This window comes from Burkholderia paludis (assembly GCF_000732615.1).
Classification (GTDB): Bacteria; Pseudomonadota; Gammaproteobacteria; order Burkholderiales; family Burkholderiaceae; genus Burkholderia; species Burkholderia paludis.
Map to the genome: position 1 here is coordinate 278,695 of NZ_JPGL01000001.1, position 11,755 is coordinate 290,449.

General features: G+C 71.0%; 11 protein-coding genes. 6 read left to right on the forward strand and 5 right to left on the reverse strand.

Going from position 1 to position 11,755, the window contains the following annotated elements; translation table 11 throughout:
* Positions 1–28 precede the first annotated feature (28 nt).
* The 3 genes from GQ56_RS0101360 (at position 29) to ilvD (ending at position 4,752) form a co-directional block, all read left to right on the forward strand.
* Positions 29–1,621, forward strand: a complete 1,593-nt coding sequence (locus GQ56_RS0101360; protein WP_031396934.1) for an aldehyde dehydrogenase (NADP(+)) — start codon at positions 29–31, stop codon at positions 1,619–1,621.
* A complete protein-coding gene (locus GQ56_RS0101365) occupies positions 1,614–2,636 on the forward strand; it encodes an Ldh family oxidoreductase (RefSeq protein WP_031396935.1) in 1,023 nt (340 codons plus the stop codon). Before GQ56_RS0101360 ends, GQ56_RS0101365 begins: the two co-directional genes overlap by 8 nt.
* Positions 2,637–2,892: 256 nt before the next feature.
* Entirely contained in the window at positions 2,893–4,752 is a 1,860-nt protein-coding gene (gene ilvD, locus GQ56_RS0101370; RefSeq protein WP_031396936.1) for a dihydroxy-acid dehydratase, read from the forward strand.
* 144 nt (positions 4,753–4,896) lie between these two features.
* Here ilvD and GQ56_RS0101375 read toward each other — a convergent pair whose 3' ends face one another.
* Positions 4,897–5,637, reverse strand: a complete 741-nt coding sequence (locus GQ56_RS0101375) for an SH3 domain-containing protein (protein ID WP_031396937.1) — start codon at positions 5,635–5,637, stop codon at positions 4,897–4,899.
* A 33-nt stretch (positions 5,638–5,670) separates the two neighbouring features.
* Entirely contained in the window at positions 5,671–6,105 is a 435-nt protein-coding gene (locus GQ56_RS0101380; RefSeq protein WP_031396938.1) for a hypothetical protein, read from the reverse strand.
* A 276-nt stretch (positions 6,106–6,381) separates the two neighbouring features.
* Between GQ56_RS0101380 and GQ56_RS0101385 the strand changes: the two genes are divergently transcribed.
* Both GQ56_RS0101385 and GQ56_RS0101390 read left to right on the forward strand, forming a co-directional pair.
* Entirely contained in the window at positions 6,382–7,905 is a 1,524-nt protein-coding gene (locus tag GQ56_RS0101385) for a sigma-70 family RNA polymerase sigma factor (protein WP_031396939.1), read from the forward strand.
* Between the two features lie 180 nt (positions 7,906–8,085).
* On the forward strand, positions 8,086–8,967 hold the full coding sequence (locus tag GQ56_RS0101390; protein ID WP_031396940.1) for a helix-hairpin-helix domain-containing protein: 882 nt from the start codon (positions 8,086–8,088) through the stop codon (positions 8,965–8,967).
* Between the two features lies 1 nt (position 8,968).
* Here the strand turns inward: GQ56_RS0101390 and GQ56_RS0101395 are convergent, their stop codons facing one another.
* Both GQ56_RS0101395 and GQ56_RS0101400 read right to left on the reverse strand, forming a co-directional pair.
* Complete coding sequence (locus GQ56_RS0101395) at positions 8,969–9,778, reverse strand: hypothetical protein (protein ID WP_152601603.1); 810 nt, start codon at positions 9,776–9,778, stop codon at positions 8,969–8,971.
* A 97-nt stretch (positions 9,779–9,875) separates the two neighbouring features.
* Complete coding sequence (locus GQ56_RS0101400) at positions 9,876–10,301, reverse strand: helix-turn-helix domain-containing protein (protein WP_031396942.1); 426 nt, start codon at positions 10,299–10,301, stop codon at positions 9,876–9,878.
* A gap of 140 nt (positions 10,302–10,441) precedes the next feature.
* Between GQ56_RS0101400 and GQ56_RS0101405 the strand changes: the two genes are divergently transcribed.
* A complete protein-coding gene (locus GQ56_RS0101405) occupies positions 10,442–10,939 on the forward strand; it encodes a DUF2938 domain-containing protein (protein ID WP_031396943.1) in 498 nt (165 codons plus the stop codon).
* A gap of 211 nt (positions 10,940–11,150) precedes the next feature.
* Here the strand turns inward: GQ56_RS0101405 and GQ56_RS0101410 are convergent, their stop codons facing one another.
* The gene (locus tag GQ56_RS0101410) at positions 11,151–11,591 is read right to left on the reverse strand and encodes a MarR family winged helix-turn-helix transcriptional regulator (protein WP_031396944.1); all 441 of its coding nucleotides are present in this window, start codon (positions 11,589–11,591) and stop codon (positions 11,151–11,153) included.
* Between the last annotated feature and the right edge of the window lie 164 nt (positions 11,592–11,755).

Here is an 11,755-nt window from a genome sequence, read left to right on the forward strand (position 1 = left end):
CCGGCCCCTGCTTTTTCCGAGGAAAACCATGCAACTCACAGGCCAGCTCCTGATCGGCCAGTCCGTCGTCACCGGACGGAACGGCACCCTCCATGCACTCGCCGCCGCGACCGGCGAACCGCTCGAACCCGCCTTCGGCGGCGCCAGCCTGAACGACCTGGAGACGGCCTGCGCGCTCGCCGACGACGCGTTCGACACGTATCGCGAAACGGGGCTCGACGCCCGCGCCGCGTTTCTCGACGCGATCGGCCGCCACATCATGGCGCTCGGCGACGACCTGATCGAGCGCTGCGTCGCCGAGACGGGCCTGCCGCGCGCGCGCATCGAAGGCGAACGCGGCCGCACGGTCGGCCAGCTCGCGCTGTTCGCGTCGCTGGTGCGCGACGGCGGTTTTCTCGACGCGCGGATCGATCCGGCCCGCCCCGAGCGCAAGCCGCTGCCGCGCGTGGACCTGCGCCTGCGCAACGTCGCGCTCGGGCCCGTCGCCGTATTCGGCGCGTCGAACTTCCCGCTCGCGTTCTCGGTCGCCGGCGGCGACACGGCGTCGGCGCTCGCGGCCGGCTGCCCGGTGATCGTCAAGGCGCATTCCGCGCATCCCGGCACGTCGGAGCTGGTCGGCCGCGCGATCCGGCAGGCCGCGCAGGAGTGCGGGATGCCGGACGGCGTGTTCTCGCTGCTGTTCGACGCATCGCGCGAGATCGGCCGGATGCTCGTCGCCGATCCGCGCATCAAGGCCGTCGGCTTCACCGGCTCGCGCAGCGGCGGCCTCGCGCTGATGCACGTCGCGGCCGCGCGCGCCGAGCCGATCCCCGTCTATGCGGAAATGAGCTCGATCAATCCCGTGCTGCTGCTTCCCGCCGCGCTCGACGCGCGCCACGACACGATCGCGCCGCAGTTCGTCGCCTCGCTCGCGCTCGGCGCCGGCCAGTTCTGCACGAACCCGGGCCTCGTGCTCGCGATCGACGGCCCCGCGCTGCGCGCGTTCGAGGCCCGGGCGGCCGAGGCCGTGCGGGCGACGGCCGCGCAGACGATGCTGACGCCGCACATCCACGCGAGCTACGCGCAAGGCGTCGCGGCGCTGCGCGATCACGCGTCGGTCGAATCGTTGGCGCAAGGCATCGAAGGCGGCCGCCATCAGGCCCGCGCGGCGCTGTTCGCGACGTCGGCCGACGCGTTCGTCGCCACCCCCGAGCTGCGCGACGAAGTATTCGGCCCCGCATCGCTGATCGTGCGCTGCCCGGACGCCGACACGCTGCATCGCGTGCTGAAGTCGCTCGATGGCCAACTGACGATCGCCGCGCATCTCGCCGACGGCGACGCCGCGCTGTTCGCCGCACTGCGCGCGACGCTCGAACGCAAGGCCGGCCGGATTCTCGTCAACGGCTTCGGCACGGGCGTCGAGGTCGGCCACGCGATGGTGCACGGCGGGCCGTTCCCGGCCACGTCCGACACGCGCACGACGTCCGTCGGTGCGCGCGCGATCGAGCGTTTCCTGCGCCCGGTGTCGTACCAGGACCTGCCCGACGCGCTGCTGCCGGACGCGCTCCGCGACGGCAATCCGCTGAACGTGCCGCGGCGCATCGACGGCGTCCCCGCGCCGCGGGAGGCGAACCATGTCTGAACACCGCGCCGAAGTCACCCTGTCGCTCGACGAAGTCCATGCGCTCGCGCTGCGCGTGCTGACGCACCACGGAATGTCGGACGCGCATGCGCGCGCGATCGCCCGCGTGATCACGCAGGGCCAGCGCGACGAATGCCACTCGCATGGCGTGTACCGGCTGCTCGTCTGCGTGCGGTCGCTGAAGAAAGGCAAGGTCGATCCGCAGGCCGCGCCGACGCTGCGCCGGCTGTCGTCGTCGATCGTCGCGGTCGACGCGCATCGCGGCTTCTCGCTGCTCGGCTTCGAAACCGGGCTGCCCGTGCTCGTCGGGATGGCGAAACAGCACGGGATCGCGGCGATGGTCATCAACCGCTGCTACCACTTCTCCGCGCTGTGGCCCGAGGTCGAGGCGCTCGCGGCCGAAGGGCTGGCCGGCATCGCGATGAATCCGAGCCATAGCTGGGTCGCGCCGGAAGGCGGCCGCGAGCCCGTATTCGGCACGAATCCGATCGCATTCGCGTGGCCGCGCCCCGGTGGCGAGCCGTTCGTGTTCGATTTCGCGACGAGCGCGATCGCACGCGGCGACATCGAGCTGCATGCGAAGCAAGGCAAGGCGATTCCGCCGCACTGGGCGATCGACGCGGACGGCCAGCCGACCACCGACCCGCAGGCCGCGCTGAGGGGCGCGATGCGCACGTTCGGCGGTCACAAGGGCTCGGCGCTCGCGGCGATGGTCGAGCTGCTCGGCGGCGCGCTGATCGGCGACATGACCAGCCGGGAATCGATGGACTTCGACGAAGGCGTCGGCGCGACGCCGTGCCACGGCGAGCTCGTGATCGCGTTCGACCCGCACGTGTTCCTCGGCGACGACCTCGACGCGGGGCTCGCGCGCGGCGAGCGGATGTTCGAATCGATCGTCGCGCAGGGCGCGCGGCTGCCGTCGCAACGGCGCTTCGACGCCCGCGCGCGCAGCATCGCGAACGGCGTGCGGATTCCGCGGGCGCTGTACGACGAGATCCTGGCGCTGCTCGACTGACGGCCGCGGCGCCGGAGCCGGCCGGCCCGCCGGGCCGCCTTGCAAGCCGGCGCCGCAAGGGTTTCCACGGGCGGGCGGACGGGCGGCGCCGCCCGCGCCGGTTGCCGGCCGCACGGGCGCCACGCCCGCGGCGGCTGTGGGATAATCGCGTGGTTTGCCCAGGGCGCAGCTCAAGAGGTTGTTCGCACGGGCGCGAGAGAGGCCTTTATTCCCCGTGCCTCCACCCTTTTCCCGCGATATTTCTTCAGCAACCACAATGCCCATTTACCGTTCCAAGACCTCCACCGCCGGCCGCAACATGGCGGGCGCGCGCTCGCTGTGGCGCGCCACCGGCATGAAAGACGACGATTTCTCGAAGCCGATCATCGCGGTCGTCAACTCGTTCACCCAGTTCGTGCCCGGGCACGTGCACCTGAAGGATCTCGGCCAGCTCGTCGCGCGCGAGATCGAGGCAGCCGGCGGCGTCGCGAAGGAGTTCAACACGATCGCGGTCGACGACGGCATCGCGATGGGCCACGACGGCATGCTCTATTCGTTGCCGAGCCGCGACATCATCGCCGACTCGGTCGAATACATGGTGAACGCGCACTGCGCGGACGCGATGGTCTGCATCTCGAACTGCGACAAGATCACGCCGGGGATGCTGATGGCCGCGATGCGCCTGAACATCCCGGTGATCTTCGTGTCGGGCGGCCCGATGGAAGCCGGCAAGACGCGCCTCGCGAACCCGATCACCAAGACCGTCGAACTGAAGAAGCTCGACCTCGTCGACGCGATGGTGATCGCGGCCGACGCGTCGTACTCGGACGCCGATGTAGCCGAAGTCGAACGCTCGGCCTGCCCGACCTGCGGCTCGTGCTCCGGCATGTTCACCGCGAACTCGATGAACTGCCTGACCGAAGCGCTCGGCCTGTCGCTGCCCGGCAACGGCACGGTGGTGGCCACGCACGCCGATCGCGAACAGCTGTTCAAGCGCGCCGGCCGCCGCATCGTCGAGCTGACGCGCCAGCACTACGAGCAGGACGACACACGCGTGCTGCCGCGCTCGGTCGGCTTCGCGGCATTCGAGAACGCGATGACGCTCGACATCGCGATGGGCGGCTCGACCAACACGATCCTGCACCTGCTGGCGATCGCGCGGGAAGCCGGCATCGACTTCACGATGAAGGACATCGACCGCCTGTCGCGCTCCGTGCCGCAGCTGTGCAAGGTCGCGCCGAACACGAACAAGTACCACATCGAGGACGTGCACCGCGCAGGCGGCATCATGGCGATCCTCGGCGAGCTCGAGCGCGCCGGCAAGCTGCACACCGACGTGCCGACCGTGCACGCGCCGACGCTGAAGGACGCGCTCGACCAGTGGGACATCGTCCGCACGCAGGACGAGGCGGTCCGCACGTTCTACCTGGCCGGCCCGGCCGGCATCCCGACGCAGGTCGCGTTCAGCCAGAACACGCGCTGGCCGAGCCTCGACCTCGACCGCGCGGAAGGCTGCATCCGCTCGTACGAGCATGCGTTCTCGAAGGAAGGCGGCCTCGCCGTGCTGACCGGCAACATCGCGCTCGACGGCTGCGTGGTGAAGACGGCCGGCGTCGACGAGAGCATCCTCGTGTTCGAGGGCACCGCACACGTGACCGAATCGCAGGACGAAGCGGTCGAGAACATCCTGAACGACAAGGTCAAGGCCGGCGACGTGGTGATCGTGCGCTACGAAGGCCCGAAGGGCGGCCCCGGCATGCAGGAAATGCTCTACCCGACCAGCTACATCAAGTCGAAGGGGCTCGGCAAATCGTGCGCGCTGCTGACGGACGGCCGCTTCTCGGGCGGCACGTCGGGCCTGTCGATCGGCCACTGCTCGCCCGAAGCGGCGGCGGGCGGCGCGATCGGCCTCGTGCGCAACGGCGACAAGATCCGCATCGACATCCCGAACCGCACGATCGACGTGCTGGTGTCGGACGATGAACTGGCGCGCCGCCGCGAAGCGCAGAACGCGAAGGGCTGGAAGCCGGCGCTGCCGCGTCCGCGCAAGGTGTCCGCGGCGCTGAAGGCCTACGCGAAGCTGGTCATGTCCGCCGACAAGGGCGCGGTGCGCGACCAGTCTCTGCTCGACGACTGACCGGGCCGGTGCGGCCGGCTGCCGGCAACGCGCAGCCGGCCGACCCGCGGGCCGTACGACCGCCCGCTCGCCCGATCCGGAAGCCGCTCTGACGAGCGGCTTTTTTTCGTCCGGCGCCGGGGGAAACCGGCCGGGCCGACAACGTCAGTGACGGAATTCGTCGGGGCCCCCGCCGCCGTTGCCGTTGCCGCTGCCCTCGCCGTGACCTCCACCGCCGTTGCCGCCGCCTTGCGGCCGCGCGCCGGAATTGCCGCCCTGGCGCGCCGGCGGCATCGCGCGAGCCTCGCCGCCCTGCGCGGGCGGCGGACGCAATACGTTCGGCGGCGGCGTGCGAATCGCGCCGTTCCAGCCGCCGCGCGCCGCCGACGGCCGCGCGTCATGCATGGGCGGCGGGCCGCCCGGTGCCGCCTGCATCGCCCCGCCCGGCGGCGGATGCCCCTGTCCCGGCGGCATCCCGCCGGGGCCGGGCCGAGGCTCCGGACGATGCGCCCAGCGGTCGCGGTCGTGATACCACGGCCGGTTGCGGTAGTAGCGATCCCAGTACGCGGCGATCGCGAATCCGGTGATCGGCACGCCGATGATCGCGCCGTAGTCGAACAACGGCACGTAGCTGCCCTGGTACGGATACTCGAGCAACTGCGCATCGATCCAGCCGCGCACGCCCGGCAGCGCGACGTCGCACCACGAGTAGTCGCTCAGGCAGCCGAATACGTCCAGCGCCGTGTCGGGCGGGATCTGCGCGACCACCGGATAGTCGGGCGCCGGCCCCGCATACAGTTCGGCCGGCGAATTCGTGTAGGCGGTGCTCTGCGCATCGGCCACGCCCGGCGCGGCCGCAAGGCCGAACAGAACGACGCACAGGCTTCGGACAATCGTGTTCCTCATGATGCTCTCCCGCGCGGCGCCGCCGCGCGCCGGTCAGTGCCGATGGCCGCCCCAGCCGCCGCCCCACGGGCGGCGCCAGTAGCCGCCGCGTCCGTGCCAGTAACCGCCCCAGCCGCCCCAGAAGCCGACCGAGATCGCCGGCGCGCCCCAGCCGTACCAGCCCGGGTAATACGCCGGCGCATAGTACGGATACGGGTACGGATAGGGATACGGCAGCGGATAGGCCGGCGTGACGTCGTAGGCGGGAGCCGCGTAGCTCGCGGGCGGCGCGGTGCTCGCCGCCGGAGCCGGGCCCGGGGCAACGGTACCCGGCGCAGCCGGTGCGACGGGGGTCTCGCGCTGCGTCAGCGTGGCCGGTGCCGGCGCGTAGTAAGGTGTATAGCCATAAGGACTCGTGTAATAGCAGCCGCCGAGGGTCAGCGTTGCCAACGCGAATATCGCATGCCTCGCGGCAGGAATCGGGTTCATCTCATGCTCCGGCAGAATCCGCGCGTCGCCGTCGGGCGCGCGCCTGACTCTAGCTTACGTCCCCTGCAGATTTCCGCAGGTTTGATCGGTTACTTTTTGTTTCCAGACAGGAACGGTCGCGATCGCCCGCCGTGTACGCGTTGAAGTTCGCGCAAATGCCCTCAACTTGAACGATGTCGGGCCGACCGGCGCGGACGGGTGTCCGCGAGCAACCGGCGGCCGAACCGGCGGACTTCGGGCCGCCCAGACAGGAACGCGGCTCGCGCCGCCATCGCCATGACTACGCCACGCCCCACGCTCCGGGCGGACACGCCGCTCGATCCGATCATCCAGTTGCTGGCGCTCGCCGGCGAACAGGGTTATCTGACACACGCCGACCTCGTCGACGCGCTGCCGCCCGAAAGCGACAGCCCCGACGCGCTCGACGTCGTGCGCGCCGCGCTCGCCGACATCGGCATCGCCGTGCTCGACGAGCCGGCCACGCCCGCACCGTTCGCCGGCACGACGCCGGTCGACGTCGATCGCGATGCGCTCGACGAAGGCCGCGCCGTGCTCGGCGACCTCGCCCGGGGCACGAGCGCGTCCACCGACCCGCTCGCGCTCTACCTGCGGCGCATGCAGGCGGTGCCGCTGCTCACGCGCGAAGGCGAGATCGTACTCGCCCGCGAGATCGAGACCGGCCGCCACCAGATCCTGCACGCGCTCGCGGGCTGCCCGGCGGCGGTCGACGCGCTGCTGGCGAGTCACGGCGCAACGGCTGCGGCCGGCGCGGCCGACGACGATGCCGACACGCCCGCACCGGCCGGCTACGATGCGCCGCAGGCAGCCGTCGCGGCCTTGCGCGACGCATTGCACGCACACGGCGTCCGTTCGCCCGAATACCGCGACGCGCGCGACCGCGTGGCCGGCCTGCTCGGTTCGATCGCGTGGCACGCGCCGGCCGTCGACGAGGCCAGCCGCGTCGTGCGCACGCTCGCGGCCGAGCCGCACGGCGCCGCAACCGGCGAGGCGGCTCGCTTCGACACGGTCGCGCGGCGGGCGCTGGCCGCCGCACTCGGCGAAGGCCAGCAGAAGGTGCGCGACGCCACCCGCGCGATGCTCGAGGCGAACCTGCGGCTCGTGTTGTCGATCGCGCGCAAGTACATGAACCGCGGCGTCGACCTGCCCGATCTCGTGCAGGACGGTTGCGTCGGCCTGATGCGCGCGATCGAGAAATTCGAATACCGGCGCGGATTCAAGTTCTCGACCTATGCGACGTGGTGGATTCGCCAGGCGATCGCACGCGCGGTCGCGGATCGCGCACGCACGATCCGCGTGCCGGTGCACGTGGGCGACCAGTACCAGCGCGTGCAGCGGCATGCGCTGCGTTTTCATCAGCGCACCGGCCGCCGGGCGACGCCGGCCGAACTCGCGGCCGAAACCGGCCTCGACGAGGACAGGCTGCGCGCGGTGCTCGCGCTGCCCGCCGAGCCCGTGTCGCTGGACACGCCGCTGCCCGATGCGGATACCGGCCTCGCGGAGCTGATCGAGGACCGGGCGTCGGCCAGCCCGTTCGAGCAACTGGCCGACACGCGCATGCGCGAATGCGTCAGGTCGCTGCTGCGCTCGGTCACGCCGGCCGAGGCGGAGGTGCTGCGCCGGCGGTTCGGCCTGGGCGGCGCCGAGCCCGATACCTACGACGCGATCGCGCAGGACGCCGGCATGTCGCGCGAACGCGTGCGGCAGATCGAAAAACGGGCGCTCGCCGCATTGCGCACGGCCGCCGAGGCGGAGAACGCGCAGTCGTTTCTCGACGCGTGATCGCGTCGGGAAACGCACGGTCGTGCCCGCTTCCGGCACGACCGTGCGCTTCGCACCTGTGCTACGTTTGCCATTGACGTGCATCAAGTTTTCTTCATCGCGCGTTACGACAATGGTAAGAGCCGACCGGCGCATCGTTCGCCGCGTCCATTCCGTTTGCGCGTCCCCAGGTCCTTCGCCATGCAGACGACCGCCAGCCAAACGTACGAGGAAAACCGGCGTATCGCGGCCTGCCTGCGCGAGGCGGCGCAGCGGTTGGCCGACCAGGGGGCGAACCCGTATCGGGTCGCCGCGTACCGAGCGGCGGCGGCAACGGTCGATGCGCTCGACCTCGACGTCCGCGCGCTGTTCGAGCGCGGCGGCGTCGACGCGCTCGGCACGCTGCCCGAGATCGGCACGGGAGTCGCGCAGGCGATTGCCGAGCTGCTGGTGACGGGGCGCTGGCGCCAGCTCGACCGGCTGTGCGGCGACGCCGTGCGCACGTCCGCATTCGAGGCCGTGCCGGGCATCGGCCACGCGCTCGCGCTGCGGATTCACGACCTGCTGCACATCGATACGCTCGAGGAACTCGAACGCGCGGCCCGCAACGGCCAGCTCGAAACGATCTCCGGCGTCGGCCCGCGGCGCGCGGCCGGCATCCGCACCGCGCTCGACGACGTCCTGAGCCGCCGCCGCCGCTGGCAGGGCCACGCGGAGGACGCCGCCCCCGACACGGAGCCGCCCGTCGAACTGATGCTCTACATCGACCGCCTGTACCGCAACAGGGCCGCGGCCGGCGTGCTGCCCACGCTCGCCCATCGGCGGCTGAACGCGGACGCGTACGTGCCGCCGCCGGTCATGCACATGACCAAGGGCGGGTGGCATTTCACGGCGCTGTGCCTGCATGCGGCGATGCGCACGCCGGAATCCTGCCGCCCGACGGACTGGGTCTCGCTCTATTTCTACGACGCCGTGCAGTGCGAGCACCAGCGCACCGTCTTCACCGAAACGCACGGGGCGCTCGTCGGCAAGCGCATCGTGCGCGGGCGCGAGATGGAATGCCGCGTGTATTACGCGGGGTGAATCAGTCGTCGGAGGTTTCGTCGACGTCGAACGGCACGTCGAGCACCGACGCGATCTCGCGACATGCATGGGTAAGCGCGCGAGAGTGGCGGGCCGAGTGCTCCATGCCGAGATTGAACCACGTCGAGTGCGAGACGTATCCGGCAGTCCCCTCCCGTTTCGGCACGTCGAACCGGAACGTCACCGAGTAGCCGCCCGTCCAGCGCACCGGTATCACCAGCGTGAGCTGCAGCCCCGTGATCGCGCCGTGGCGGAACCGGAAGCTGTCGTCGCCGACGCGGAACCCCGACCACGCGCCGTCGTTCGATACGAACACGGTGAGCGTCTCGCCCGGCGGCACGGCCGGCAGGCCGTCCGCCGCGGCCAGTTCGGCCGCCGACACCATCGCCGCGCCCGAACCGTCGGGGCCCGCCTCGACCTCGACGAACGCTTCGACCGTCTGCCTCGCCTTGTCGTAGAAACGGCGCGTGGCCTCGGCGCGCGGGCTGCCCGCAATCAGCACCAGTTGCTTGAATCGCGCCCGCTCGCCGTATCGAAGCGGCATATCGGGCGTGTCGTCGGGGGTGTCGTCAGGCGCGTCGGCCGGCTCGTCTTCCGGGCTGGCGGCCGGCTCGCCCGGCGCGGTTGCCCCGCCGGGCTGCCCGTCAGCCGTGCGCCGCCTTAGCGCGGCGGCCCCCCAGTTCAGCAACACGGTCTGCGCCGCCAGCACGGCGGCCATGGTCGCGCAACCGGCGAAGAACCCGTAATGCGGCCCGACCTTCGATGCCGCATACGCGGCGGGAAGCACATAAAGCACAAGTAAAAACCACACGCGGCAACCCCGTCGTTCCTGTTTGCGATGTCCGGCACGGCGACGCGGCGCGCCTCCGCCGGCGCCACGGCAACCCGCCGGTGCGGGCGTTCCCCGCCTACGCGCCGTCCGCCTTCGTGCGGCGGGCAGGATTGCGATGCGCGGCGATGCGCAGCAGCTTCCGGAACGACGGGCATTCGAGATGGCTCGAGTCCGGGCACACGGCCGCATGCCGCAGCGCATCGCGCACGGCGCCGAGACGGCGGATCGTGCGGTCGAGTTCGTCGGCCTTGTCGTCGAGCTTCGTCCGATCGATCTCCGGCCGGCCATCCGCGCCGACCATCGCGAGGATGTCGTCGAGCGAGAACCCGGCCTCGCGGCCGAGCGCGATCAGCGCGAGGCGCTCCAGCACCGACTCGTCGTATTGCCGTCGCAGCCCGTGGCGGCCGTGCGGGGCGATCAGCCCTTTTTCCTCGTAGTAGCGCAACGTCGACGCGGGCAATCCCGAGCGTCGCGCGACGTCCGCAATGTCCAGCAGGCTCATGCTTGACCTCAAGTGAACTTGAAGTTGCAAGATAGCCGCTCCACTCCGTAAAGACAAGCCCGGACCGCCATGAAACCGCCGAAATCCCGATGCAACCCGCCGCACCCCGCCGCCGCCACGCTGCTCCGTGGAGGCGCGCGATGAGACTGCCCGACCTGCTGCTCAGCCTGGTGCCGATCGGCGCGGGCGCCACGCTCATGATGGATCTGTGGGCGTCGTTTCGGCGGCGCGTGTTCGGCACGCCGTCGCTCGACTATGCGCTGGTCGGTCGCTGGATCGGCCACATGATGCACGGCCGGTTCCGGCATGCGTCGATCGCCGCCGCGCCGCCCGTGGCGGGAGAACGCGCGCTCGGCTGGCTCGCGCATTACGCGATCGGCATCGCCTTCGCGGCGCTGCCCGTCGCGATCGCGGGCACGGCATGGATCGGCATGCCGACGCCGCTCCCCGCGCTCGTCGCCGGCCTCGCCAGCGTGGTCGCGCCATTCTTCGTGATGCAGCCGGCGTTCGGCTTCGGCATTGCGGCGGCGCGCACGCCGCATCCGGGCGTCGCGCGCCGGCGCAGTCTCGTCACGCATCTGTCGTACGGGGTCGGGCTGTATCTGGCGGCCTCCGCGCTGGCGGCGCTGGCCCGTTGAGCGTGCGGCTTCACGCGAACCGCACCGGGTAGTGCCGGGTAGTGCCGGGTAGTGCCGGGTAGTGCCGGGCAGCGCCGGGCAGCGCCGGGCAGCGCCGGGCAGCGCCGGAACGGCCGTCCGCCGCCGGCAACGCGCCGCGCCGGCGCCATGACGCCCGGCATGCCTGCGGAGATCGCCTCCGCCGCCCGGCGCGCCCGGTGGGCGCCGCGCGTTACTCGCCGCCGCAGTCGATCAGGTTGTGGCGCATGCGCCCGAGCAGCCGCACCAGCGTTTCGCGCTCGTCCGGCGTGAAGCCGCGCAGTCCGTCGTCGGCAACGGCATCACCCACCTCGAGCATCTGCGGAAAAATCTCGCGCGACTTGTCCGTCAGCCGGATCACGAACGCGCGCCGGTCGTCGTCGTTCGCGATGCGTTCGATCCAGCCGCAGCTCTCCATCCGGTCGAGCAGCCGCGTCAGCGAAATCGGCGTGATCTCGAGCCACTCCGCGAGCCGCGCCTGATTCATCTCGCCCTTCCACGTCAGGTATGCGAGCACGCGGCTCTGCGCGCGCGTCAGGCCGATGCGCTTCGCGCGCCGGTCGTACAGGCGTCCGTGCAGGCGGGCCACGTCGGAAATCAGGTAGCCGATCCGGTTCTCGTAGGTCTTGTCCATGCGGCGATTATAGGGTCAAGCCGGAAACGGCCCTCGGCTCGCGACCCGTCGATAAGCGAAGATATAATAAGCGTGCTTATCATTCGAGCCATACCGGATCGCCGCCCACGGCGACCGCCCCACGGAGACACCCGCTTGAATCCCGCCGCCGCCGCCGATCGATA